Origin of the sequence: Sorangium sp. So ce302 (assembly GCF_051530145.1) — a bacterium.
Taxonomy (GTDB): domain Bacteria; phylum Myxococcota_A; class Polyangia; order Polyangiales; family Polyangiaceae; genus Sorangium; species Sorangium cellulosum_B.
Genome location: NZ_CP150326.1, coordinates 12,615,096 through 12,640,179 on the forward strand (window position 1 = coordinate 12,615,096; position 25,084 = coordinate 12,640,179).

Below are 25,084 nucleotides of genomic sequence, written 5' to 3' on the forward strand. Positions count from 1 at the left end.
ATCTTGGCGTCTTATGGCGCCTTGGCGGTTCCGTCATCCCGGCAGGGCGGGGGAGAGGCGACTACCAGCAGGTCGGCTGACCCTGGCAGCACCCGGGCTCCCCGGGCTCGCAGGTCTGCTCGTCGCAGTCCGCCAGGCAGGCATCCCGCTCGGCGGTGCACAATTCGGGTTCTTCGCTCGACCGGATGCAGGCCAAGAAGAACCTGACGCACCGGCCCTTGCAGTTGATCAACTCCTGGCTCGCCTCGCCCACCTCGACGTCGGGGGATGGCTCCTCGGCGACCTCGACCTGACAGCCGAGCAGGGTGATGCTCGCGAAAAGCGACGCGAGAAGGATGGACATCGATCGTTTTGCGACGTGAGTGAACATTCGACTCTCCTCGATGGTGACCGGACAGGTGGAACTGCGATGTCGTTGACGTCGACAGGAGCTCACGGCGAGCGGCCCTCTGCGCGTCGACCCGCGCGCAACGTGCATTGCCCGTGGGTTGAAGCGGCGCTGTCGGCGAGAAACGAAGCGTCCGGCGAAAGGTTTTGCAGATGCCATGCCACGGCGAGCGGGCCGGGTGTCCGTCGGCGAGCTCCCGCGTTTGCGCCGAAATCGAGGCGTATCGTTCCCCTGTCTCCGGAGCTGAGCACGAGGCTGCCGAGCCCCCTGTCTCTCTGGAGGAGACACCTGTTCCTCGCGGAGAACAGCGCGCCGGCTCGCGGCGAACAGCCACGACGTGAACTCATCATCCGATGAGAGCGTCCTGAGCCCCACTCCCCTCCACCAAGAGAGAAGCGCCTTGCACGGCGAGGATCAGCCGCCGAGCCACCGCCGCGCGAGCTCGAGCGTGCGGGCGTTGTCGGGGACGTGCTCGAGAAAGCGCTCGCGCCAGGCCGGGTCGCCGAGCTTCTCGGCGCGCGCGAGCAGGGCCGTCCTGGCCGCGCTGATCGCGGCGGCGGCCTCGTCGTGCCTACCGCTCGCGGAGAGCACCTCGGCGCAGGTCAGGCGGACGAACGACTCGCCCTCTTCGATGGTTCCGAACGACTCCAGCGTGGCGTTGGCGTCGGCTGCTGTCCGGACTGCGTCGTCGATGCGGCCGAGTCCGAGCAGCGCGCGCGCGAGGACCGCAAAGGCCTGCACGCCGAGCGTCGGTATGCCGGGAGCGAGCGAGATGGCAGCGCGCGCTTCGCGCTCGGCGGTCTCGAGATCGCCGGCGGCGAGGGCGATCCTCCCGAGGCAGCAGCGGGACATCATCTCCACACGCGCGCCGCTCGCTTCCCGGCTCGGCGTGGCGCCTGCTTCTGCGAGCCTCCGCGCCTCGGCCAGCTGCCCGCGATGCGTGAGGATCTGCGCGAGGTTCGACTCCACGACGATCTTCAGATCCCAGAGCTGCAACCGGTCGGTTTCGTCCCTGGATGCGCGCAGCAACGACTCCGCCCTCTCGAAGTCGCCGAGCTCCGCGTAGAAAAAGCCGAGATTTGCTCGGGCGCTGCAGGTATTGCGACGATCGCCAGCCTGGTCAAAGGCGGACAGCGCGGTCTCCAGGCGGTTCGCGGCGGCGCTGAGGTCACCAGTGCACATCGCGTAGCACGCGCGCGCGTCGTGGAGGCGTCCAATCACCTCCAGGTCCTGTATCCCTGATTTTGCGAGGACGCGCTCGACGGTCTCCATCAGAGCGTCCCCTTCGGCATAACGCCCACTCATGGTCAGCATCATCGCGCCGGCGCTGAGACACGTGAGCTTGACGCACTGAGCGTTGCCTGCGGCTGGCGCATCCGCCGCCATGGCCAGCCATCGCTCCAGCGCGTCGAACGATCCCTGCTTGGACGAGGCCAGGCACAGCTGCTCGATGGCTGAGAACCATGTGGTCGAGCCTCGCTCGACCCGCTCGATCGCCTCCAGGCCTCGCTCCACGGCGAGCGTGGAATCGCCGCTCCATACATGCGCTTCGGCCTGAACTCGGCGGAGCCTGCCCGCGGTCTCTCCAGCGGCGCCGCAGCCGATGCCGCGGTCGGCCCGCTCCACCGCCGTGCGCAGATCGTTGCCGCGAAGCGCCTCTTCCGCGGCGCGCAGGTACGCCTCCGCCGCCCGCGCCGGCGCGTCGCCGAGCTCGAAGTGCTCCGCGAGCGCCATCGCGTCTGCGCCGCCGGTCCGTTCCAGCCAGTCGCCCGCGAGCGCGTGGCCGACACGGCGGTCACGCTCGGTGAGCATGCCATACGCGGCTTCCCGGACCAGCGCATGGCGGAACCCGTACTCCACCTCGCCTGCGACACGCGCCTCGTGGCGCCGCAGGATGAGCTCCCGCCGCGCGAGCTCGCCCAGCCGCGGCGCCACCGGCGCGCCCCCCACGAGGGCGGCGATTCCACCCTGCCAGAACGTCTCACCGAAGACGCTCGCCGCGCGCAGGACGCGCCGCTCTTCGACATCCAGCGCCTCGAGCCGCGCCTGCACCATGGCGAGCGCCGTCTCGGGCGTGCCCGCGCTCCTGCCCTCGGCGACCGCGCGGATCTGCTCCTCCAGCATGAACGCGTTGCCCTCGGCGCAGGAGAGGAGCCGCTCGATCTGCTCGGCGCCGATGCCTCCTCCGAGCACCTCCCGCACGAGCCGCTCACCCGCGCGCCGGGGCAGCGGAGCGAGGCTGAGCCGGAGGCCGTGGCGCTCGCTCCAGAGCGCCGGGAAGAGCTCGTCGACCTCAGGACGAGCGAGCGCCAGGACGAACAAGGGCAGGTCCCTGGCGTGCCGGAGCGCGGCGTCGATCAAGGTCACCGTGGGCAGATCGCCCCAGTGGAGGTCCTCCAGCACCACGAGCACCGGCTGCCGCTGGCACTCGGCCTTGACGAAGTCCACGAACGCCTCGCGGAGGCGATCACCCATCCGCATCGGGTTCTGCCGCGCCGCGCTGAGCTGCACGTCGCCTTCGTCGGGGAACGCCGTCCCGACGAGCTCGCCGAGGAACGCCGCGACGTGCGGGCGCTTGGCCCCGAGCCTCTCGAGCTGCTCGACCCGGTCGCGCACCTTGCTCCGCCGCACCTCCAGCGGCTCGCCGTCGAGGATGCGCATGGCGCGGCGGAGCGCCTGGGACAGCAGGCCAAACGCCGAGCCGGCCGCCATCGGATCGGCCCTGCCGATCCAGATCTCGGCGGCCTCGCGCTGCTCCTCGAGGGCGCGGAGGAACTCCCAGGCGAGGCGCGACTTGCCAAGGCCGGGGGCGCCCACGACGACCACGGCGCTCGCGGAGCCCTCGTCCACGCAGTGGCGCCACTCGGCCGCGAGCTGAGAGAGCTCGCGCTCGCGCCCCACACAGGGCGTCGGCTTCCCGAGCAACCTGGGGACAGTGTCCGGCTCCGCCTTGGGGCCGCGAAGCCAGCATCCTTCGGGCTCGCGCGCCGTATCGAAGCGGCTCGCGAGCAGGCTCGCCGTCGCTTCGTCGAGCCGGATGCCCGAGGGCAGCGGGCCGTCACGCCCGGCGATGAGCTGCGCCACGCGATCGACGAGCTCGCCGACAGGCAACCTCCCCTCGATCTCCGCCAGCCCCGTCGCGACGGCCATCGGTGCGCCGCCAAGCACCGTCCGGAGCGCGAGCGCGCAGTGGGCCGCTCGCACCGCGAGGTCGGTCGGGGACTCGGCGCCCGACAGCGCGACGAGCAGCCAGCGCGATTGGAGCACATCGAGGCTCCCGCCGTGGCGCGCCACGATGTCCCGCAGCGCCTGGGTCCGCGCGGCGCCCTCGGCGTCCGAGTGCGTGGCGTCTGTCTCGTCTGTGCCGTTGGCGGTCAAAATGACACACATGACCCTGCGCTCGGCCGTCGTGATCGCCTCGCTCGACGCGGACGGCGCCGAGACGGCGCCCGCTCCGCCGGGGCGCCCGTCGGCCAGCGCCGCGAGCTCCGCTGCGACGGCGGCGCCGTCGCGCGGCCGCTGCGCTGCCTCCTTCGACAGCATCCGCGTCACCAGGCGCTCGAGCGGCTCGGGGATGTCGCCGCGGAGCTCCCCGAGCCGCGGTGGATCTTCCAGGACGACCTTCACGAGCAGCGCGAGCACGCTGCCGCCCAGGAACGGCGGGCGCCCGGCGAGGCACTGAAACAGCACGCATCCGAGCGCGAACACGTCGGCGCGGGCGTCGACGGCCAAGTCGCCGCGCGCCTGCTCGGGGGAGATGTACCCGGGCGTTCCGAGGAGCGCTCCGGGCGACGTGAGGCTCAGCTCGATCCGGAGATTGCGCGCGATACCGAAGTCGAGCAGCGTGACGCGCTCGACGTCGCCATCGACGAGCATCAGGTTGCTCGGCTTGAGGTCGCGGTGAACGATGCCGAGGCCATGGACGGCGCCAAGCGTTTCCGCCACGCGCGCGGCCAGCGTCACGCTCTCGTCGAACGTCAGCGGTCCTTCGGCGAGCCGCTCCTCCAGGGTGACGCCTTCGAGCCACTCCATGGCCAGGTACGGCTGCCCTGCGCCGGTCACGCCGTGCGCGACATACTGCACGACGCCGGGCAACCGCAGCGTGACGAGCGCCTCCGCCTCTCGCGCGAACCGGCGCAGATCGCGCTCGCTGGCGCCCTGCAGGACCTTGAGCGCGATCGCCTCTCCCGACCGCCGATCGCGCGCGCGGTACACGTCCCCCATCCCGCCGGAGGCGGCGAAACGCTCGACTTCGAACCGATCCTCGACGAGGTCCAGCACGTGCATGGCGCTTCCTATGTACTCGCGCCGGGCACCTGAAAGCGGTTCGGCGCCGCAGAGCCGTTGCCCAACGATGTCGTGCCGCCGGTGGTCAGCGAATCGCCGTCAGAACACGAACTTGAGGTGTCCGCCCACCGTCGCCAGCACCAGCGAGTACTTCCCGTTGCCGAGGTCGTAATCCGAGCCGGTCACCGTGCGCGGCAGGATGCCCTGCACGCGGACGTCGCCCGAGAGCGACACGCGATCGCTGAGCTTCAAGACACCCCCGACGTCCCCGATCAGCCGGTGGTTGTCGGGCGAGGCCACGTCGATCGTGCTGTCCGGCGAGGCCGCCGACTGATACCCGACCGACGCCGTCGCGAGAAGCGCCTCGCTCAGCTTGTACTTGGCGCCGATCTCCGCCCACACCGTGTCGTTCCACCTGCGCGGCAGCGTCACGGTGACGCGATCGGTGATCCCGAGCTTCGGCTGGGCGAGGTCCGGAGAGGAGGCCTCGACGACGAACGCCTCGATGTCCGAATAGAGCACGTACGAGAGGAGCCCATCGAGGCTGAGCTTGTCGTTCACCCGGTAGCCGACGCCGGCGGTGAGCCGCTTGGGGAGCGTGAACGAGAGCTCCACGTCGCCCTCGACCAGCGGCTTGTAACGCAGGCCCTGCTCGGCGAGGTCCTGCGTGAAGAACGGGTGGTTCATGTCGATGGCGAACTTGCCCTTGTACCGCATCGCGGCGCTGTGCTGGTACGTGAGGCCGAAGCGAAGGTCCTTGTTGGGATTGAAGGCCAGCCCGAGGTGGAAGGAGGCGCCGTGCGACAGGGCCTCCTTGATCGAGATGGAGCGCGCGAGGACGTCGAGCTCGCGCAGCTCGGACGGCGTGTTCGGGCCGAAGTCGTTGTCCTGTTTGAGGTAGTCGAGGCCGTCGTGGAACTCCTTGAGGCTCCCGAAGTCCTGCACCTTCGAGAGCTCCGCGAGGCCGCTGACGTAGGACACGCCGGCGCCGAGCGAGACCTGGTCGGTCAGCTTGAGCCCGGCGGCCGCCGTGAGCGACGTCGAGACGATGAACGCCTGCCGGAGCTGCCAGCGCTGCGCGCCGTCCTGGAAGCTGAGCGCCGCGGCATAAGGCACGTACAGGCCGACGCCCACGGTCAGGCGGTTCGGCAGGACCGGGATCGCCAGGAAGGCGTTGCCCGTCGGCGCGATCGGCGTCGTCGACACCTCCTCGGCGCGGCCGCGCTTGCTGGCGTCGACGTTCGCCGGATCGAGCGGGAGCTTGAACTGAAGCGTGTCCGGCGTCTGGTACGTGCCGCGCCGCTCGCGCTGGTAGGTCGCGTGGCCGACGATGAGGCCCGCGCCCAGGACGAGCTCCGGCCGCTGGACACCCGCGAGCTCGGCCGGGTTCCAGTAGACCGCCGCGGCGTCGGACGTCGTGGGGCCCGAGAGGCCGCTCGTCACCCAGGGCGCGTCGATGCCCGAGGCGTGCGCGTCCCGCGCCGTCAGGCAGACGAGGCCTGTCGCGAGCGAGAGCGCGGCGAGCTCACGTCGTGTTCGTTGACGCGCACGGGCGCGGGGCCGCGGGGGCGGCAGAGCTCCTTGCATGAGACGGGTCCTCACGGTGGGGGGGCCGATCACTGGATCCGGGTGAGGGTGAGCGAGAGGCGATGGGGGCTCTGCTTGTCGCCGATCCTGATCTCGTAGCGGTGCCCCTCGTCGTCCGCGAAGTACAGCGTATCTCCCGCCTTGACCTCCACCTTCTCGTGGAGCGCGTCGCCGTCGATCTCCTCGGTCGTCGACACCTTCTTCTCGAGCGCGGGGTCGGAGAAGAAGCCAGGGCTCTCGTACGCATAGTCGCGCACGCGCACGCCGTCCGCGTCCTTGCGGATGTCGTCGGGCGCGACGAAGTAGAGGTAATCCCGCTGGCCGGCGACGCCGCTCTCGGTGCTCGGCTGGTAGAGGTAGAAGTCCGCGTCGCCGGCGGCGTTGTTGTTGAGCTCGAGCGCCATGTCCTTGAGGACCGCTGGATCGCTCGCCAGGTTCTCCTTGATGCTCGCGACGAGATCCTCGGTCTTCACGCCGACCGGCACGTCGCGCAGGGTCACCTCGAGGTTGGCCTCCCCCTCGGCGAGGCCGCCGTCGTGGAGCCGCGCCTGGGCCACGTCGAGGAGGATGTCCCAGAAGTAGGACGGCGCCGGAGGCGGGTCTTCCAGGACGACGCTCTCGTCGACGCTGATCTCGGTCCACCCGCTCTCGTCGATGCAGACCTTCACGGCCTCGAAGTCGCTCGTCGAGGTGCCCGCGGGCGCGTAGCTGGAGCAGTGATCCTCGATCTGCGCTGCCCTGAGCTCACCCGCGCGGGCGAGGATGTGCTCGAACTCCCAGAGCGGCTGTTCCCACACGGGCGAGTTGCCGCGCGGCGCGGGCTCCCGGCTCGTTCCGCCTGGCAGGAGCATCGCGTTCTCGGGGATCGCCAGCGTCAGCTCGCCGATGCTCAGGTTCCTGGCGAGGTTGTCCAGAACGAGCCAGTCCTCCTGGCTGAAATCGAACAGGGTGTCTATCTGACCCGGCGTGCTGTTGACGCTCGCGACGTCGGCCATCGTGGCGTCGACCCCCTTGTACGGCAGGGCGTTGACGTCGACGCGGACCGTCATCGTGAAGTCGTCGAGGGCCGCCTTCACCCCCGACGCGGCCTTGATGAAGCCGGGGTGCTCCGCGCCGCCCGGGTCGTCGGGATCGAGCGGCGTCGGGCCGAACTGCGCGGCGAGGCCGGCGAAATCGGTGACGACGTCGTACAGCGTGACGGGGATGGAGTGCGGCGCGACGGGGTAGACGCCGTCCGGGTGCTCGTCGTTCGGCGGCCCTCTCCGGTGCTGGGTGTTCGGGTGGGTGCTGACCAGGTTCTCCAGGACGGCCTGCGCGGTGATCTGGACGGGGATGAGCCGCTCGTTGCCGGCCGCGCCCGTGAGGTCCGAGAGGATCTTCGACGTCGGGAGCCCGACGGCGTTGCCGACCCCGAGCAGGCCCTCGAGGCTCGTGCCGCGGAGGTCGGCGTTCTCCGGCGTCATGTTCAGGAGCCCGACGAGGTTCCGCGACGCCGGCGGGAGCGCCGCGATCTCCGCGGGGGGCATGTACATGACCTTGAGCAGCGCGTTCTCGATGAGCGTCGAGATGTCGAGATCGAGCAGCCATATCCCCTCGAGGGTGGGCCGCGGAATGGCCTTGAGCTCGTCGAGCGTGAGCGTCTTGGCGAAGCCCCTCGCGTCGAACCGCAGGAACTCGAGCGTGAGGGTGCGGCTCTCGTTCATGCCGAGCGCCTGCGGAGGCGGCGCCTGCTCCACCGTGACGGCCTCGACGCAGCCGGGCAGCGCAGTGGAGAGCGCGGCGGCGAGCAGGGGGCCGAGCCGGGAGAGCCGGCGGGCGGCGGGTGCGGCGGGGCGGGTGCGGTCTCGCGCTTCCATGATCAGAGCTTCTCCACGTCGGCGGTGATCTCCACCGGATCGTCGCTCTCGGGCACGTAGAAGCGGACCTCGTAGACGGCGCCCTCGTCGTCCTGCATGTACAGCGTGGTCTCGTCCGGCGGCAGCCTGTATTTCTCGTGCGTCGTGTCGTCGACGCCGTCGAGCTCCTTCGTCGAGACCTTGCTCGCCTCGCTGAGATCCGGGCTCGTGAAGAAGCCGGGACTTTCGTAGGTGTAGGCGCGAGGGGCCTCCGAGCTTTGATCCGAAGGCCGGAGGTCGTCCTCGGCGACGAAGAACAAGGTGGGCGCGCCGTCGGGCGCGCCGCGGCCGTAGAAGAAGTCGAGCCCGTCGTTGTTGATCCAGTAACGGCCCAGGATGATCTCCGCGATCTCGTTGGCCTGGCTCTGCAGGGTCGGGCGGAGGTCGGCCACGATCTCGTCGGCGGTCAGGCCGATGCCGACGTTGTGGAGCGCGAAGACCGGCTGGGCGGCGCCTTCGGGGATCTCGGGGCTGCCGTCGCCCGTGGGATCGTGGATGGCGACCTGGCCGACCTCGGTGAGCAGCTCCCAGAAGAACTGCGATGGCGGTATCGGGGGCGGTTGGTCGGAAACCAGGTCGGTGAAGGCCGTCCAGCCGCGCGGGTCGCCGTTCTGGCCGATGGTCACGCCCACCCGGCACGTCCCGCTCAGGCGGAAGTAGCACCCTGTGAAGGGCACGCGCTCGCTATACGTGAGATAAGCCGCCTTGCCCACGATGTGCTCCATCATGAATGGAGGGGTGGACCATACCGTGTTGGAGCCGACCGGCATGTCTGGACGGTTTTCCTTGCAGGCGGGCGCGTCGGCCTCGATGCACGCCTTCACCTTGGCGGGCAGCTCGCGCAGCGAGATGCGCATATCGATCGTCGGTGTCGCGGCGATGCCGCTGATCTGGAGCTTCTCCGGGTCGGTGAAGTCGAACCGGAGCGGCGCGTCGCCGTCCCGGAGGAACATGTCACCGCCGCCCTTCGAGAGATCGACCCCCGAGACCCTGCGCAGGCCGGACTCGGCGACGACGCGCATCTGGAAGTCAGGCAGGAGGACATCGCTCTTCGTCGTGAACGTCTCATCGTCCCGCACGAGCACGCCTGGATGCTCCCCGCTGGGTCCGAGCTTCTCGGACAGCGGCTGGAGATCGACCAGGGCCTCGTAGAGGCTGACAGGCATCCTCAAGCCATCTGGACTGGCGATGGCCGGGTGCGTGCCGAGCAGCTGCTGCTGGAGGGCGAGGATGAGCTTGGGTATCGGCACGAAGGGGGCCGTCCGGTTGCTGCGCACGGCCGTCGGATCCGGCTGGACCGCCAGATCGAGGGTGATGCTGTCGGCGAGGACGTCGGCGAAGTCGAACGCGAAGGTGCCCGGATTCTCCTGGAAGATCGCCTGCAGCCCCTCGAGCGACGTCCCCTTCACATTGGCGTTGGCGGGCGTCATGCTGAGCAGCCGGACGAGCGCGAACTCCGGGGAGTTCTGCCACTCGATCCCGAAGCTCTGGCCGAGCTCGGTGAGCGAGCAGTTATGGCCCGGGTCCGGGCTGTCGTTCTGCCACGAGGTACCACAGGCGTTCTGGATCTGCTCGAGCGCGTTCCGGAGCAGCCCGGTCGTGTCCACGTCGAGGATCGTGATCTGCTTGGCGCCGTCCTCGCCGAAGACCTGGAGCGCCTTCTGCTTGTCGAGCTCCAGCACGACGGACGGGACCTCGGCGTCGTCGATGCGCAGGCGGAATCGGTTCGGCTCCTCGATGACCACGCCGCCGCCGCCGCCGCCCTCGCCGCCGCTCCCCCCGCCGCCGGCGGCCCCGCTGCCGCCGCCTCCGTCGTCGCCGCACGCGACGAGCGCGGCGAGCAGCACGAGGGAAGCGCCGCGGAGCGCGGCGCCGCGCCGGGAGGAGAGGGCGAGCGAGAAGTGCGTCATGCGAGGGTTCCTCGTCGAGGGATCTCTCGGGATCCGCAGGAAGAGACGCCCGATGCTACCGAACTTCGACGCCACGGCGCGACAAAGAGTTCATGGCGCGACGGCGCGGCGAGCTCGATCTGCGACGACGCCAGGAGCGCCAGGACACGTGTCGGTGTCCTTCGGCTGCTCGGCTGCTTGTCGGTCTTCTGTCGCCGAGCAGTTCGGCGCTTGTTTACGCGTCCCTGAGATCGCTCTGGACGTTCGCTGCTGGCATGGACGGCTCGCCCGACGCGTCCGCCTGTGCGTTCGTTGCGGTCGCGGGCGGCTCGGCCGGCGGGGCCGCGGCCGGCTCGTGCGGCGCGGTCGCGGGCGGCTCGGCCGGCGTCGCCGGCGGCGGTGGCCGCATGGACGACGGCGCTCCCACGAGCTGGCGCGTCCGGTCGAAGAACGCGCGCAGCAGCGTGAGGCTCGGCTTGCGCTTGCCCGCCGCGATCGCGAGCACCTCCTCGCGGATCGCGGCGTTGATCGGCGTCGCGATGCCGAGCGCCGCGCCGCGCTCGATGACCTCGCCGTTCAGGAAGTCGACAGCCGGCGGGCGTCCTCGCTCGATGGCGGCGAGCATCGAGGAGCGCATGCGGCGGAAGCGCGCGCCGACCGCGAGGAGCAGCGCGTGCTTCGCGAAAAGCCCCGGCGAGCCCACGGCGGAGCGCTCGGCGTCCGTGAGCGCGATCCAGTCGAGATCGAGCGTCCCTGCGACCTTCTCGAGGCGCACGCCGAGCGCGCGCGAGACCTGCACGGTCTCGGTCATGATCTCCAGCGCGAGGCGGCGGACGAAGCGGTGCCTGAGCAGCGCGCCCAGGCGATCGCCGCCGACGGTGCCGAGCGACGAGATGGCGCAGTTGATGGCGAGCTTCGACCAGCGCGCCCCGGCGAGGTTGTCCGTCACGGTCGTCGGCCCGATCGCCTCGAGGATGCGCGCGAGCTCGTCGAGGCGCGGGTCGCTCGCCCCGTCGAGCCGGCCGAGGACGAAGCCGCCGCTCGAGGTGCGGTCGTACACGCCAGGCTCCACCATCGAGGCGCCCCACGCGACGATCCCCCCGAAGGTGCGCTCCGGGCCGGCGATGCGCGCGATGCGCTCCTCGCAGAGGCCGTTCTGGAGGCAGATCATGGCGCCCGTCGGGGCGAGGTGCGCGACCGCGTTCCGCGCGGCCTCCTCGACCTGCGGCGGCTGCGTCGCGAGGAGGATGTAGTCGAAGGGGCGGGTGTCCGGGCCGAGCTCCCGCACCGCGCGGCCCCCGACCGTGCCAGGGCTCGCGTCGCCGCGCACCCGGAAGCCGATGGCGTTGATGGCGTCCGCGATGAGCGCGTTCGTCGTGAAGGCGGTGACGTCGTGGCCCTGCTCGAACAGGTACGCGGCGATGATGCCGCCGATCCCGCCGCAACCGACGACGAGCAGCCGGGGGGCCGAGGAAGCGGGGGCCACGGAGGCACCCGGGGCAAGCTCGGCAGGTGAATCGATGAAGCTCATGAAAGATCCATTACCACCGCTGCGGCGCGGGCTCGATGGGCTCGAGGGGAGCGGCACAAGGGGGCAGGGGTATCGGAAGCCACGGCGGCTTCCGCAGCGCGTCATGGGTGAGGAGCGGGTGATGCGGCGGTGGCTCGAGGGGCGGCCCGCATGGGCGTTACAGCCCCGCGTCCCCAGCTGCCTCGAAGGCTGAGAGCAGTTGCCGGAAGCTCTGGATGTGCCCCGTGCGCGCGCAACGCGCCCGCAGCGCGTCGAAGTACGACGGCTCGATCACAACGCCTGGGCGCTGCTTCGTGTAGCGATGACTGCGCTCGATGAGCATGGCCTTGAGATACGCCAGGTGGAAGCTGGCGCGGGTGACGTAGCCCGGATAGGTCCCCATCCGCTCGGGATCGTCCGCGCTCACGTCGTAGAAGCGCTTGAAATCGACGAGCTGGGGTGACTGTGGGCCCGCGCGGAGGAAGCCGTCGTGCCCCAGAAACCAGGTCTCGATGCAGCAATGCTGGATGATGATGCGGATCTCGAGGGAGGGATTGGTCCTCGCCATGCGGGTGCCCTGGAGCTCGGCCTGCACGGCGCGGTGGACCTCGGCGTAGCGAGCCTCGTATGTATCCTCGTCCGAGTCGATGCAGATCCAGAATTCCTGCACGCGACCGGGGTTGGCTTCGATGTCCTGGAGGAGGCCGGCGATCCTGCGATAACAGGAGGGATAGCCCTTGCCGCTCACAAGGACGTAGCCGTCGGCGATCAAGTCGGCCACGTTGGGCACGCGATGCAGCGCGGGGAGCCGGTGTCGGAGCCATGCCTCGTAGACCCTCGGCTCGGTCTCGGCACCCTCCACGAGGAGGACGAGGTTCATCCCTGGACCCCGTGCTCGTACTCCGGCAGGTTGATGAGGCGCGTGAAGCGGTCGAGGTGCGAGCGCTCCTCTGCCATCGCCGGGATTTTCTCGGCGTCGAGGACCCGCACGCGACTGCCCTTCCGGGTGACGATCTTCCAGTGGCTCGGCGGGATCTGCTCGATGATGTAGGGGTGGTGGCTGGTGAGGATGAGCTGGAGGTCCGGCGCGCGGCTCAGGAGGAAGCGTGTCACGGCAGGAAGACAGTTGACGCCGAGGCTCGACTCCAGCTCGTCGATGAGCACCACCGTACCAGGCGGAGCGAACGAGAGATGGATAAGGAAGGAGAGGTAACGCTGCATGCCAGAGGACATGTCGTAAAAGGAGATCCAGCTATCGACGCCCGACTCGGCTGCCGTGAGCGCGAGGTTGTAGCTACCCCCTAACTCCTTGCTCGCCTCAGAGCCCAAAGGGTAGTAGCGCTGGACCTTGAGCTTCTCGACAGTGGGAAACGCTTCCCTGAACGCCTCCTCTATCTCGGCGAACGCCTCTGGAAACACCTCCTGGAGAAGCTCGGCCTTGTGGTGCAGCGGCAGCGTGAAGTCCGCACCAAGATCTGCCGCGGATTGGTAGTTGCCCCGCCGATTCTCGAAGTGAGTCTCCGTCGTAAATCCATGGCTCGGCAACGTTTCGAGTGCTGATCGAGGAATGCAGCGCGAAAAGGCCTTGTAAAGCGGAGCCATCTGCGGATCTTCCTTGAGGACGGCAATTGCGCTCTGCGCCCGGTCCAGCTTCGGGAGTGCATGGCCATTCAGAAGGAAGCGCTCAGGCGAGCGTTCCACGATGGCCCGGTCCCCCTGGAGGATGCGCTCGGTCCGGAGGAGGGGCGGCTCCTCGGCGTGCAGCGCGCCGTGCTCTTCTGCCCCTCGCCCGACGCGCGGCTCCAGCTCGGCTTCCCAGCGGTACGTGAGCCCTTCGTGCTCGAAGCCGATCGCGAAGCTGGCCCCGCGGATCGCATCGATCAGCTCATCCTCTTCCTTCTCCCCGAGCGCCACGGCACGGACCTGTTCGATCGCCCGTACAATCCGCGTCTTGCCCGCCCCGGACACGCCGACCAGCAGGTTGAACGCATTGAGCACCATCGGCTCGAGCGTCCAGCCACGCCCAGCGCTCTGAAACTCGAAGGTCAGGATCCTCATACGGCGGCCAGTCTACGCGCCTGCCCCATTCCGGCTAGCCCTGCCGGCTCGACTGCAGCGCCTCCCCTCGCGGACCCCCTCACTCGACCGGCGCCAGCACCTCGATCGCCTTCGGCTCCAGCGTGACCGTGATCGGCAGCTTCCCGAGCGGCTCGCCGTCCACGTCGAGGAAGAACGCCTGCTCGACGTCGCGGTTCAGGAGCGTGAGCTCGATGCTATCGCACTGGAAGTGGCGCACGTCCGGGTGGCGGATGTGCGTACCCGTGTACATGCCGGTCGACACGGCCGCGAAGCGGAGGTGGGGCGCGGCGCCCAGGTCGATGACGTCGAACACGCCGTCGTCGGGCTTCGCCATCGGCGCGAGCTGCATGCCCGCGCCGAAGAAGCGGCCGTTGCAGATGCCCAGCATGCGCGTCGAGATCTCCTCTTCGCGCCGCTCACCGCGCAGCGTCGTCACGCAACGCACCCGGCCGACGCGGCTGCGGACGAGGCCCCGGAGCGAGGCGATCGAGTAGGCGAGCGTGTTACCGAGCACCCGCGACGACTCGTTGACGAGCGAGACCACGATGCCGCTCATCCCCGTGGAAAGGACGTTGACGAAGAACGCGTCGGCCCGCTGGCCGTCGCGCGTCTCGTACGAGAGGCGGCCCACGTCGAGCCGGCGCGTGTGGCCGCTCGCGATCGCGGTGCAAAAGCTGTCGAGCCGGCGGGTGAGCTTCAGCGTCTTGCAGAGATCGCTGCCGGTGCCCGCGCCGATGATCCCGAGCCGCGTGCCGGTGGCGCCCCGGTCCCTCGCCTGCATGAGGCCGTTCACCACCTCGCTGATGCTGCCGTCCCCGCCGACCGCCACGACGGTCTCGCGCCCGCCGAGCGCGGCTTCGCGCGCGAGATCGACGGCGTGGCGCGGGCGATCCGTGCGCACGATGTCGACGTCGCCGAGGATGCGGCGGATGGGCGTCAGCATCTCGTCGAAGAGCCTGCCCGTCTTTCCGCCGCTGGACCGGGGGTTCACGATGAGGAGGGGGCGCATGAGGGCACCGATGCTAGATGCCGCAGGCCGCCCAGGGCGAGGTGTTTTTGTCGCGAGCCCGCGGCGGCGGTCACTGCTTCGTGCAGCCGCAGCCGCAGTCGTCGCTGAAGTAGCTCCAGCCGGGCTCGCACACGAAGCGGATCCGAGCGCACTCGTCATGGCTCTGCCCGACGTACTTGAGCATCGGGCTGTCGGTCCCGCAGCCTGGCGGGCTGCTCGTGCCCGGCGCGCCGCCGGCGCCGGTCAGCTCGCCCTCCGGGCCCCGCACGCTCCCCGTCTCCGCGCCCTTCGCGCTGTCGGCCGGCGGAGCTGCCACGGGCGCGCCGCTCGGGGCGCCGCGGCAACCCGCGACGAGCGAGCCGAGCAGCACGAGCAGCGATGGCGAGGAGAGGAGGTATCGAGTTGGCATGAAGGTGGCTCCAGTGGCCCAGTGGCAGAGATAGGCCCGCTCCGCGCGGCTCGGCGGTGAAGGGGCGTCGCTTACGCCCTCCCTCGATGGAGCTCCGATTGGCGCGAGCCGACGGGGTGGGGGAGCGCGGCGTCGCTGCCCGAGCTCTCATCGCGCGGGGCGCGCGCGGCGCCGGCCGGGAGCGCGGCGCCCTGGGCCTCCTCCTTTGCAGTCTTGGGCAGATCCGCCCCCGCATCGCTGGCGTCCTTGGCCCCCGTGCGCTTCCCCTCAGGCGAGCGGTGCTCGATGATGGCGTTGATCTCGGCCCCGAGGAGCACCGCCAACGAGGAGATCCACATCCAGAGGAGGAGGATGATGACGCCGCCCAGCGCGCCGTAGCTCACCTCGTAGCTGCCGAACCGGCTGACATAAAAGGAGAAGCCGAGGGACGCGATGACCCAGATCACGACCGCCACGACCGACCCCGGGGTGATGAACTTGAACTTCTGCTCGACGTCGGGGAGCAAGTAATAGAGGGTTGCCAGGACCGCCATCACGATGAGCGCCGACACCGGCATGCGCAGCCAGAGGACAAGCGTCGCGAAGGGGCCGAGGTGCGCGGCGAGCGCCGGCGTGGCGACCGCAATCGCCGAGGCGACCGTCAGCAGGACGGCGCCGCCGATCGTGACCAGCAGGGCGATCCCACGGCGCTTGAGGTACGACCGCCTGTCCTCGACGCCATAGGCAGAGTTGAGCGCGTCCATCAGCGCGGTGACGCCGCCCGAGGCGGCCCAGACCGCGCCGAGGGCGCCGACCGTCAGGAGCGCCGGGCTCTGGCCCCCGGTGAGCGCCTGAAGGCGCTCGCCCAGGATGTTGGCCACGGCGGGCGGGGCCACCTGGTACAATTCGCCCATCAGCTGCGCGGACTCGGCAGGATCGATGACCAGGCCGGCGAGGGCGACCGCGAACAGCAGGAACGGGAAGATCGCGAGGACACCGAAGAACGCCAGCGAAGCAGCGACGGTGTCGATCTTGTCCTTGAGACATTCCTGCTTGATGTCGTTCAGGAAATCCTTCCAGGGGATCTCTCTTCCGGGCAGGTGCATGATGGACCTTCGGTGGGGCGCGTGGAGCGCTGCTGGGTTCTTCCTGGGGCGGCTCGCCCCGGAGGCGCTGTACGCTGTCATGAAAAGCAACGCGGGTGCCAGGCCTGCGGCTGCAGCTCCCCCGACAGGTCGGCGATTTTCGCGCGCGGGGCCCCGGCCGAGCGCAGAGGCGGCTCGATCCTCGCGCGTGGCGCGAATTGCCCCACACGGCAGAACGGCCACGGCGCGAGCGCCCGAGGCCACCTGGCCGGGCGCTCGCGCCGTGGCCCCCGGCTGCCGGCGCTGCGAGCTAGCTCATCGCCTTGCCGATGAACTCGTGCAGCTCCGGATCCATCCCGTGCTGGGTCCTCACCGAGGGCTCCTGCCGGTACATCGTGTTGAGCGATCGCTCGATCCCGGGGTTCTTCCCCGTGAACGCGTCGATGAGCTCCCGCATGCGCTTCACGATCTGCTGCACCGGCTCGCTCTTCGGGTCGGAGCCCTTCTGCATCTCCGCCCGCATGTCGTCGTAGATCTGCTTCCACGCCGACTCGGCTTCACGCATCTTCTCGGGGCCCATCGCGTCCGCGCGCTGCTTGAGCTCCTCGAGCTGCTCTGGGGTGTAGTATTTCTCGATCATGGTCATCACCTCGATGGTTTGAAGGAGCTGCTCCACAGAGACGTCCTCTCCCGACCGCAGGACGTGGGCCAGGCCCTCGAGCCGCGCGCAGAGCCGCTGCTCCAGCGCGATCTGCTCGCGCAGCCGCGACAGGTGGAGCTCGACGGTCTGGAGCGGAGAGAACCCCGGCTGGTCCAGGCATGCGGCGATCTGCTCCAGGCTGAAGCCGAGCTCGCGCAACGACTTGATCTGCTGGAGCCGGGCGACGTCGCCCGCCGAGTACATCCGGTGCCCCGACGCGGTGCGATGCGACGGGGCGAGCAGGCCGATCTCCTCGTAATAGTGGAGCGTGCGGACGGAGAGGCCGGTCTGCCGGGCGAGATCGCCGACTTTCAACGGTGCTGAACGCATGGCGTTACCCCTGTTTCCAGGGCGGGTGAGCACGTCCATGCCCCGGAGGCTAGGTCCTCACGTAGCGTGAGGATCAAGGGCCCGCCTTCACTTTTTTCGCTCGACCGGGGCGCTGCGCGGAGCGGCTCGGGCGGGAAAGACCTCTCCCTCGCCCCGCGCAGGGTCACCGCATGCGGAGCGTGTATCTCTCGACCGACCTGTACTGAGGTGGCCAGTCGATGTCGAAGCCCTGCTCCGCGGCGGCGTGCCGGGTCCAGTACGGGTCGTAGAGGTGCGCCCGCGCGAGCGCGCACAGGTCGGCTCTCCCGGCCGCGACGATGCTGTTCACGTCCGCGTAGCTCTGGATGTTGCCCACCGTGATCGTCGGCACGTTGGCTTCCAGCCGCACGAGCTCCGAGAGCGGCGTCTGGAACAGCCGGCCGTGCTCCGGCTTGCTGGACGGGTCCGTCTGTCCTGCCGAGACGTGGATGATGTCGGCGCCGTGCTCTCGCAGCATCGTCGAGAGCGCGATCAGATCGTCCGTCGTGAGCCCGCCCGGCGCCCAGTCGGTGGCGGAGATGCGCACGCTCATGGGCTTCTCCGCCGGCCACGCGGCCCGCACCGCGTCGAACACCTCCAGCGGGTAGCGCATCCGGTTCTCGATAGGACCGCCGTACGCGTCGTCGCGCCTGTTCGTGAGCGGCGAGATGAAGCTCGCGAGCAGGTAGCCGTGCGCGCAGTGCAGCTCGATCAGGTCGAACCCGGCCTCGTCCGCCCGCCTCGCCGCCTGCACGAAGTCCGAGGTCACCTGGTCCATGTCCCCTCGATCCATCGCCTTCGGGACCTGGCTCTCCGCCAGGTACGGGATGGCGGAGGCGCTGAGCAGCGGCCAGGCGCCGCGCTCGAGCGGCACATCCATGCCCTCCCAGAGCAGCCTCGTCGCGCCCTTGCGCCCGGCGTGGGCCAGCTGGACGCCGATCTTGGCCCGGGAGCGCGCGTGGACGAAACCGACGACGCGCCGCCACCCCTCGACGTGGCCGGTGCGATAGAGCCCCGCGCAGCCCGGCGTGATGCGCGCTTCCGCGCTGACGTCGGTCATCTCCGTGATGACGAGCCCTGCGCCTCCGAGCGCCCGGCTGCCGAGGTGGACGAGGTGCCAGTCGTCGATCTGCCCGTCCTCGGCCGAGTACTGGCACATGGGCGACACAACGACCCGGTTCTCCAGCACGAGCGATCGCAGCCGGAACGGCGTGAACATCGGCGGCGGCGGCTCCCCATCCCCGGCGAGGAGGCGCGCCCCCGCCTGCGCTTCCGCCTTGCGCGCCACGTGCGCGTCGATCTCGCGCACGAACGCCGGGTCGCGCGCCTTCAGGCCCTCGTGCGTCACCCGCAGGCTCCGCGTCAGCAGGCTGAACATGAACTCCACCGGGTCGAGCGCCATGTAGCGCTCGGTGTTCTCGAACCACAGCAGGCTCACCTGCGCGGCCCGCTGGAGCGCGAGCACCTTGGGCTTGCGCTCCGCCTCGTAGGCGGCGAGCGCCTCGGGCACGCCCCGGTGCTGCTCCAGGCTGTCGACGAGCGCGATCGCGTCCTCGAGCGCGAGCTTCGTCCCCGAGCCGATCGAGAAATGCGCCGTGTGCGCCGCGTCCCCGAGCAGCACCACGTTGCCCGCGCTCCAGCGCTCGTTGTGCACCGTGGGGAAGCTCCGCCAGACGCTCCGGTTCTTCAGCAGCCGGTGTCCCTGGAGCTTTTCGGCGAAGAGCTCCTCGAAGTACGCGATCGTCTCGTCCTCGGTGGCGCGATCGAGGCCCGCGCGCCGGAAGGTCTCTTCCCGGCATTCGACGATGAAGGTCGAGCGCTCCGGCTCGTAGCGGTACGCGTGGACCCGGAAGAGGCCGTGGCGGTTCTCCTCGAAGTAGAAGGTGAAGGCGTCGAACGGGAACGTCGTGCCGAGCCACACGAACCGGTTCGGGCGGACGTCGATGCGCGGCCCGAACCGGTCGGCGAACCGCTCGCGGATCCGGCTGTTCACCCCGTCGGCCGCGACCACGAGATCGCTCCCGGCGAGGGCCTCCTCCGGATCCGTCACCTCCTCCTCGAAGCGCAGGACGACGCCGAGCTCGCGCGCCCGGTCCCCCAGGATCGCGAGCAGCTTCTGGCGCGAGAGGCCGCTGAAGCCGTGCCCCCTCGAGACGAGGACGCGCCCGCCGAAGTGCGCGTGGAGCTCGTCCCAGTGGGCGAGGCTGCTCCGGATCGCGTCGTAGCTCGGGCGATCCGCGTCGGCGAGGCCGTCGAGCGTCGCGTCCGAGAACACGACCCCGAAGCCGAAGGTGTCATCGGGCCGATTCCGCTCCACCACGACGACCTCGCGCCGGGGGTCTGCCTGCTTCGCCAGGAGGGCGAAATAGAGGCCCGCCGGCCCGCCGCCCACGCATGTGATCCTCACCGCCCTGCTCCTCTGCTCCCGCGTCTGCGCCCGCGCCGGAGCCTACACGAGAACGCCGAGGTACAGCGCCGCTCCGGTGGAAATCAAGGGTGGACAGGATCGAAGAACGGGATTTCCGGGACGCGCAAGAGCTGGTTCGCATCATCGCGCGATCGAGCGCGGCAGTCCGCGCCGTCGCTCGGCTCGCACAGGCGGCCGGCGACGCAGTTATCAGAGATGACCACCCCACCCGATCTCATGGAGACTCCGAGAGCGCCGCGAGCATGGGTGTCGAGCCCGACGGCCAGAGGGCGAATTCGGCGCGCTGGAGCAGATCGGTCCGCTTCATCTGACAATTCCCTTCATGGATTGGCATTGGGGAGCGGAAAATTGAACAGGGAGACGGGGAGGGAGATCGGTAAGATTTTTTTTCTCCCGTCTCCCCATCTCCCCGTCTCCCTGTTCAATTTCTCCGGAAAATTGGAGGGAATGCTTCTTCCGCCCTGAATGCCTCTGCATGAGCGCCTCCGGGCGACCGACGAAGGGGTTGGTCGGCGGGCGGAAGTAGGGTAAGCCTGGATCAAAAGAGCGATCATCGGGAATATAGACCGAGCCCCGAGGTGACGCCGGGGTGCACGTACCGCTCTGCTTCAAATATTCTCCTTAGCCATGTCGCGGCTCATCGCCGGGACACGCCGCGGCATGGGCCAGGTGAATTCCACCCGAACGGCTGGTCACTCCATGAGCAAGACAGCGCCGCCCGACACCGATCGATCGGTACCGTTTCTCCGCCGTTCCATCGCGGCGGGCATGTTCGCGATGGGGCTCGTCGGCCTGACGGCGGCTGCCTGCACCGGGCAGCTCGGCGATGGCAGCCCGGGCAGCTCGGGCAGCTCTATCGACGACGACAGGCCCATCGACCCGACCACCGGGAAGCCGGCCGCGTACGACTGCAGAGAGGCCCGAACGAGCCCCGGCGTGCTGCGCCGTCTGTCCAAGGTCGAGGTCCAGCTGACCCTTCAGGACCTGTTCCAGCTCGACGAGCCGCCCGCCGTGGACAGCATCCCGGAGGACACCGGCCAGGGCGGCTTCCGGACGATCGCCGCCCTCCAGAACGTGTCGGATCAGCACCTGCGCGCCTACCTGGCGATCGCGGAGACGCTCGGGCAGGAGCTCATGGCGGACGAGGCGCGCCGGACAACGGTGCTCGGCTGCGAGCCGGAGGCCGACGATTGCCTCGAGCGCTTCGTGCAGCGCTTCGGCAAGCTGGCGTATCGAAGGCCGCTCTCGGCCGAGGAGGCGAGCGATCTGGTCGCGCGGGCGAGCGAGGTCGCGCGGGACAGGGAGGACGCGTTCCGCTTCGTCATCGAGGCGCTGCTGACCGCGCCCAGCTTCCTGTTCAGGATCGAGGTCGGCTCGGCCGGCGCGGAGACGTCGACCTTGACGCCGCTCGAGCTCGCGTCGCGGCTGTCGTTCACGCTGTGGGGCCGGTCCCCGAGCGCAGCGCTGCTCGAGCGGGCGGAGTCCGGCGAGCTCGACAGCGACGAGGGCCTCCGCGCGGTCGCGGAGGAGATGGTCGGAGACGAGCGGACGCAGGTCTTCTTCAACGCCTTCTTCAAGCAGTGGCTGACCTTCGAGCAGCTCCGCGCGCCGGTCAACCCGGACGCATCGTTCACGCCCGCGCTGCTCGAGGACATGATCGCCGAGAGCGAGCTCGTCCTCGGCGAGCACGCGTTCACCCCTGACGTCGACTTCTTCGACGCGCTCACCGCGAACCACACGTATGTCACCCCGGCGCTCGGCAAGTTCTACGGCCTCGAGGTGCCGGGGGACGGCGTGAGCCGCGTCGAGTTCCCGGCCGGCCACCACCGGGCGAACACCGGGCTGCTCACGCACGCGAGCCTCATCAGCGCCAAGAACGACGGTGATCTCATCGCCGTGCGCGGCCAGTGGCTCCGGGCGGCCTTCCTCTGCGAGAAGATCTCGATCCCCGCGGGGCTCCTCGAGCAGCTGGAGAGCGAGCTCTCCGGCCTGACCTATCTCGAGGTCCTCCAGAAGCGCAACACCCAGGAAGGGTGCGCTGGCTGTCATGCGCTCATTGATCCCATCGGCGTCGGGTTCGCCCAGTACGACAAGCTGGGGAAGTACGATGGGAGCATCGGTATCGACGAGTTCGGGCTGGAGCCGCGCCTGGAAGGCGCCGCCAACGAGTCGTTCGACTCGCTCGCTGCCCTGGCGGCGGAGCTGCGGCGGAGCCCCGATCTGGCCGCCTGCGTCGCGGAGAAGCTGTTCATCTACACCCAGGGGCGCGAGCCGGCGGCCGAGGACCGCTGCGCGATCGACGCCTCCGCGGGGAGCTTCACGCAGGACGGCAACCGGTTCCGCTCCTTCCTGACCGCCATCGTGCGCTCGCCGGAGTTCCGGCTGCGGAGGGCGCCAGAGTGATGTGCTCGCACAAGGTTCGACCGACGGAAGAGGAGTGTCGCCAGTGAAGATCTCGAGAAGAGCTCTGCTCCGCGGGGCGGGCGTCGCGGTCGCCCTGCCGTTCCTCGACGTGATGCGGCCCCGGCGCGCCAGCGCTGCACCGGCGGATCCGAAGCGCTTCGTGGCGTTCTTCGTCCCGAACGGCACGGATCCCGGGGCGTGGCACCCGAAGACGGAGGGGCCGCTCTCGGCGGAGGGGCTGCCGCCGTGCCTCGTCGACATGAACGGCTTCGACGCCGAGCGCGAGTGGCCGGCGGGAGACGCGATCTGGCGCGACGTCACCATGGTGTCCGGCGTCGACCACCAGGTGATCTGCTCCGACATCCACAGCCCGGCCATGGCGCTGTGCGCCCACACCGACGGCGGCGGGACGGCCGTCCCGCGCAAGGCCACGCTCGACCAGTACCTCGCCAACCACATCGCGGCCGAGACCCCGTTTCGCAGCCTCAACCTGTCCCCCACGGGCGACACGGCGGTCACGCAGGGCTTCATCTCGTTCAGGGACGGCGGTCAGGTCGAGGATGCCTTCCGCGATCCGGTGAAGGTGTTCGACACGCTCTTCAGCAACATGGGCAGCCCCAGCGAGGAGATGGACGACATCCGGCGGCGCCGCGCCAGCGTCCTCGACTGGGTGCGAGAGGACGCGAGGCGCCTGAACCTGCGCCTCGGCGCGGCGGACCGGGCGCGCGTGGAGCAGCACCTCGAGTCGGTGTTCGAGCTGGAGAAGCAGATCCAGTCTACGACGCAGTCGGGCTGCGCCGTCCCCGGCGCGCCCACGAAGGGGCAGAACTTGCACGGCAAGTTCAAGCAGATGATCGATCTCGGGCTCCTCGCCCTCACCTGCGACCTGACGCGGGTGCTCGTCCTGCAGTACTCGAACAGCTGGGGCCTCGACTTCGCCGGGTACGATCTGCCCGACGGCGTGGGGGACTGGAGCGATCACTTCATCTCCCACAAGCTCGGCGATCGCGACCGCGCGACCGATCTCGACGGGCTGCCGCAGGCGGAGGCGATGCGCATCGCGAACGCCCGCGTCGTCCAGACCTCGCGGTTCAAGGTGCGCCGCTTCGCCTACCTGCTCAACGCGATGAAGGCCGCCCAGACGGCGACAGGCAACCTGCTCGACGAGTCGCTCGTGCTCTACACGTCAGAGAACGGCGACGGGGACTCCCACGGTCGGACCAACATGCCCATCATGCTCGCCGGCCACGTGGGGGGGTTCCAGACAGGCCGCGCCATCAAGGCCAGCAAGCCCCCGACCGGCGCGCTCCATTGCTCCATCATCAACTACTTCGGCGTCGAGCTGTCGGAGTACGGCGACCCGGCGGGCGGGCCGATCGCCGGCCTGTGAGCCTCGCGCGCCGCGAGGCATGCGCGTGACACCTACCAGCGCTCGACCTTCGATGGGCCCGCCTGCTCGCGGCTGCTGAGCAGCTCGCTCGCCGCGGTCGGGCAGGGGACGTGCATCCAGCCCGGGCAATGTGACGCCGTGCGGGCATGAGCGGCACAGCTCTCCGCGCGCGAGCGGCGGACGCGCCGTGCGCTCAGGCCGCGCGCGTCCGCCGGATGTGCGCGACGTGGATGCCAGAGAAGGGGGTGAGGCATGGAATCGCTGGGACGGTATTGGTGGCTGTTGGCCCTGAGGGGCGTGGTCGGGATCCTGTTCGGGATCTTGTTCTTCGTGTGGCCGATCCCATCGCTCGCCACGCTCGTGCTGCTGTTCGGCGTGTGGGCGTTGTTCGACGGCTGCGCCGCGTTCGCGTCCGCGATCAGCGGCCGCGGCGGCGTGTATTCCGTGGTCGAGGGCATCTTCGGCGTCGGGATCGCGGTGCTGACGTTCTGGCGGCCCATGATCACCGCGCTCACGCTCTACGGCGTGGTCGCTGCGTGGGCCATCGTGATGGGCATCTTCAAGATCGTCAGCGCGGTGAAGCTCCGGCACGTGATCGCCAACGAGATCTGGCTCGGGCTGAGCGGCGCCATCTTCGTGATCTTCGGCGTCATGATGGTGGCGCTCCCGGCGGCCGGCGTGCTGGCGCTCGTCTGGTTCATCGGAGCGTTCGCGATCGCCGAGGGAGCGATGCTCATCGGGCTCTCGCTGCGCCTGCGCCGCGTGCCGAGCATGGTCGCGCCGCTGCGCATGCCCTGACGCCCGGCGGGGCGCCATGGAGCGGAGCGCGCCCGTCAATCGATCTGCAGGTGGTAGTGCGCGGGCGTCGTCTCCTCGAGCACCAGGACGCCCCCAACCTCCGCGGTGCTCTCGAGGAACGCTCGCTTTTCCTTGGGCGACATGGTCCTGTTGCGCACGTCGACGGCGCCTTTGCGCAGGTGCGCGGAGACGTAGATCCCCCGGTCGATCTGGTCCTGGATCACGGCCTCCATAGCCGACACCACCTGCTCCGGCGGCTTGCGGGAGTTCGCCTGATAAGCCTTCTTGATCTCCTGGACCGCCGCCTTGTTGCGGTAGAGCTGGAGGAGGTCCTCGCCGAGCCTGAGCTTCGTGAACATCGCCCTGGCCTGGCGGTTTGCGTCGCGTGTCCCGCTCGTGATCACGAGGTGCTCGCGCGTGCGTCGCGCGTAGCCCTGGTCGATCTGCTCGACCTTCGCGGCGATCTTCGCCGGGAGCGTCACGCCCGGGAGCACCTCGTATGGCGGCGGGGCCCACGGCTCCGTGGGCACGGCCTTCCCGAGCGCCGTCAGGGGCGGCAGCTGCGCGCGCCGCTCCTCTTCCTCCGACGGCAGCTCGTCGCACTCGGGTCGGGTCGCCGGCGCGGCGGCGCGCGGCGCGGCGCTGGCTGTCCCGGCGGCGCGCGTCGCGCTCGGGGCCCGCGGCGCGGCGCTCGCCGGCGCCGCGGGGGCGCTCGCGCCGGGCGGATCGAGGCCCGGCAGGCCGATGCTGGGCAGATCGATCGACTCGAGCCGCTCCCTGCATCCAGCCGCGCAAAGCAGCGCTGCGGCGAGGGCGCGCAGGCGGCGCGGCGGCTCCAGGGAGCGTTCCTGTGCGGCTGCTCGGCGTGTCGGATGCGTCGGCAAAGCCGGTCCAGCGTGC

17 protein-coding genes are annotated in these 25,084 nt (G+C 69.7%); 3 read left to right on the forward strand and 14 right to left on the reverse strand.

The genetic code is table 11. The annotated features are described in order from the left end of the window. Positions 1–61: 61 nt before the first annotated feature. From WME73_RS47700 to WME73_RS47760, 13 genes are all read right to left on the reverse strand, one after another. The gene (locus WME73_RS47700) at positions 62–343 is read right to left on the reverse strand and encodes a hypothetical protein (RefSeq protein ID WP_437742933.1); all 282 of its coding nucleotides are present in this window, start codon (positions 341–343) and stop codon (positions 62–64) included. Positions 344–802: 459 nt separating this feature from the next. Then, positions 803–4,675 carry a protein kinase domain-containing protein gene (locus WME73_RS47705; RefSeq protein WP_437913933.1) on the reverse strand — a complete coding sequence of 1,291 codons (3,873 nt, stop codon included), beginning with the start codon at positions 4,673–4,675 and terminating at the stop codon, positions 803–805. 99 nt (positions 4,676–4,774) lie between these two features. Beyond that, positions 4,775–6,262 (reverse strand): OmpP1/FadL family transporter, encoded by a 1,488-nt coding sequence (locus tag WME73_RS47710; protein ID WP_437742935.1) that lies wholly within the window; start codon positions 6,260–6,262, stop codon positions 4,775–4,777. Positions 6,263–6,291: 29 nt separating this feature from the next. Beyond that, a complete protein-coding gene (locus tag WME73_RS47715) occupies positions 6,292–8,118 on the reverse strand; it encodes an acetyltransferase (RefSeq protein WP_437913934.1) in 1,827 nt (608 codons plus the stop codon). A gap of 2 nt (positions 8,119–8,120) precedes the next feature. After that, entirely contained in the window at positions 8,121–10,067 is a 1,947-nt protein-coding gene (locus tag WME73_RS47720; protein ID WP_437913935.1) for a hypothetical protein, read from the reverse strand. A gap of 214 nt (positions 10,068–10,281) precedes the next feature. Beyond that, complete coding sequence (locus WME73_RS47725; protein WP_437913936.1) at positions 10,282–11,577, reverse strand: ketopantoate reductase family protein; 1,296 nt, start codon at positions 11,575–11,577, stop codon at positions 10,282–10,284. A 157-nt stretch (positions 11,578–11,734) separates the two neighbouring features. After that, the gene (locus WME73_RS47730; RefSeq protein WP_437742939.1) at positions 11,735–12,436 is read right to left on the reverse strand and encodes a hypothetical protein; all 702 of its coding nucleotides are present in this window, start codon (positions 12,434–12,436) and stop codon (positions 11,735–11,737) included. After that, entirely contained in the window at positions 12,433–13,614 is a 1,182-nt protein-coding gene (locus WME73_RS47735) for an AAA family ATPase (RefSeq protein ID WP_437913937.1), read from the reverse strand. The genes WME73_RS47730 and WME73_RS47735 overlap by 4 nt, the downstream gene beginning before the upstream one ends. 79 nt (positions 13,615–13,693) lie before the next feature. Beyond that, on the reverse strand, positions 13,694–14,644 hold the full coding sequence (locus tag WME73_RS47740; protein WP_437913938.1) for a diacylglycerol/lipid kinase family protein: 951 nt from the start codon (positions 14,642–14,644) through the stop codon (positions 13,694–13,696). Positions 14,645–14,714: 70 nt separating this feature from the next. Continuing rightward, positions 14,715–15,053, reverse strand: coding sequence for a hypothetical protein (locus WME73_RS47745; RefSeq protein ID WP_437913939.1), 339 nt, complete (start codon positions 15,051–15,053; stop codon positions 14,715–14,717). 71 nt (positions 15,054–15,124) lie between these two features. Beyond that, positions 15,125–16,138: a YihY/virulence factor BrkB family protein gene (locus WME73_RS47750; RefSeq protein ID WP_437913940.1), complete on the reverse strand. Its 1,014-nt coding sequence runs from the start codon at positions 16,136–16,138 to the stop codon at positions 15,125–15,127. A gap of 289 nt (positions 16,139–16,427) precedes the next feature. Continuing rightward, on the reverse strand, positions 16,428–17,147 hold the full coding sequence (locus WME73_RS47755) for a MerR family transcriptional regulator (protein WP_437742944.1): 720 nt from the start codon (positions 17,145–17,147) through the stop codon (positions 16,428–16,430). A gap of 163 nt (positions 17,148–17,310) precedes the next feature. Continuing rightward, positions 17,311–19,572 carry a bifunctional salicylyl-CoA 5-hydroxylase/oxidoreductase gene (locus tag WME73_RS47760; protein WP_437913941.1) on the reverse strand — a complete coding sequence of 754 codons (2,262 nt, stop codon included), beginning with the start codon at positions 19,570–19,572 and terminating at the stop codon, positions 17,311–17,313. Positions 19,573–20,292: 720 nt separating this feature from the next. On the opposite strand from WME73_RS47760, the gene WME73_RS47765 reads away from it, so the two are divergent. From WME73_RS47765 to WME73_RS47775, 3 genes are all read left to right on the forward strand, one after another. Continuing rightward, positions 20,293–21,996 carry a DUF1592 domain-containing protein gene (locus tag WME73_RS47765; RefSeq protein WP_437742946.1) on the forward strand — a complete coding sequence of 568 codons (1,704 nt, stop codon included), beginning with the start codon at positions 20,293–20,295 and terminating at the stop codon, positions 21,994–21,996. Positions 21,997–22,039: 43 nt separating this feature from the next. Next, positions 22,040–23,386 carry a DUF1552 domain-containing protein gene (locus WME73_RS47770; RefSeq protein WP_437913942.1) on the forward strand — a complete coding sequence of 449 codons (1,347 nt, stop codon included), beginning with the start codon at positions 22,040–22,042 and terminating at the stop codon, positions 23,384–23,386. A 252-nt stretch (positions 23,387–23,638) separates the two neighbouring features. Continuing rightward, on the forward strand, positions 23,639–24,184 hold the full coding sequence (locus WME73_RS47775) for an HdeD family acid-resistance protein (protein ID WP_437742948.1): 546 nt from the start codon (positions 23,639–23,641) through the stop codon (positions 24,182–24,184). A gap of 35 nt (positions 24,185–24,219) precedes the next feature. On the opposite strand, the gene WME73_RS47780 is transcribed toward WME73_RS47775, so the two are convergent. Beyond that, positions 24,220–25,068 (reverse strand): hypothetical protein, encoded by an 849-nt coding sequence (locus tag WME73_RS47780; protein WP_437913943.1) that lies wholly within the window; start codon positions 25,066–25,068, stop codon positions 24,220–24,222. Between the last annotated feature and the right edge of the window lie 16 nt (positions 25,069–25,084).

What these genes read in the sequence shown, in the direction of transcription:
- WME73_RS47700 (WP_437742933.1), bottom strand. Translation starts at nt 343, where the DNA reads ATGTCCATCCTTCTCGCGTCGCTTTTCGCGAGCATCACCCTGCTCGGC.
- WME73_RS47705 (WP_437913933.1), bottom strand. Translation starts at nt 4,675, where the DNA reads ATGCACGTGCTGGACCTCGTCGAGGATCGGTTCGAAGTCGAGCGTTTC.
- WME73_RS47710 (WP_437742935.1), bottom strand. Translation starts at nt 6,262, where the DNA reads ATGCAAGGAGCTCTGCCGCCCCCGCGGCCCCGCGCCCGTGCGCGTCAA.
- WME73_RS47715 (WP_437913934.1), bottom strand. Translation starts at nt 8,118, where the DNA reads ATGGAAGCGCGAGACCGCACCCGCCCCGCCGCACCCGCCGCCCGCCGG.
- WME73_RS47720 (WP_437913935.1), bottom strand. Translation starts at nt 10,067, where the DNA reads ATGACGCACTTCTCGCTCGCCCTCTCCTCCCGGCGCGGCGCCGCGCTC.
- WME73_RS47725 (WP_437913936.1), bottom strand. Translation starts at nt 11,577, where the DNA reads ATGAGCTTCATCGATTCACCTGCCGAGCTTGCCCCGGGTGCCTCCGTG.
- WME73_RS47730 (WP_437742939.1), bottom strand. Translation starts at nt 12,436, where the DNA reads ATGAACCTCGTCCTCCTCGTGGAGGGTGCCGAGACCGAGCCGAGGGTC.
- WME73_RS47735 (WP_437913937.1), bottom strand. Translation starts at nt 13,614, where the DNA reads ATGAGGATCCTGACCTTCGAGTTTCAGAGCGCTGGGCGTGGCTGGACG.
- WME73_RS47740 (WP_437913938.1), bottom strand. Translation starts at nt 14,644, where the DNA reads ATGCGCCCCCTCCTCATCGTGAACCCCCGGTCCAGCGGCGGAAAGACG.
- WME73_RS47745 (WP_437913939.1), bottom strand. Translation starts at nt 15,053, where the DNA reads ATGCCAACTCGATACCTCCTCTCCTCGCCATCGCTGCTCGTGCTGCTC.
- WME73_RS47750 (WP_437913940.1), bottom strand. Translation starts at nt 16,138, where the DNA reads ATGCACCTGCCCGGAAGAGAGATCCCCTGGAAGGATTTCCTGAACGAC.
- WME73_RS47755 (WP_437742944.1), bottom strand. Translation starts at nt 17,147, where the DNA reads ATGCGTTCAGCACCGTTGAAAGTCGGCGATCTCGCCCGGCAGACCGGC.
- WME73_RS47765 (WP_437742946.1), top strand. Translation starts at nt 20,293, where the DNA reads ATGAGCAAGACAGCGCCGCCCGACACCGATCGATCGGTACCGTTTCTC.
- WME73_RS47775 (WP_437742948.1), top strand. Translation starts at nt 23,639, where the DNA reads ATGGAATCGCTGGGACGGTATTGGTGGCTGTTGGCCCTGAGGGGCGTG.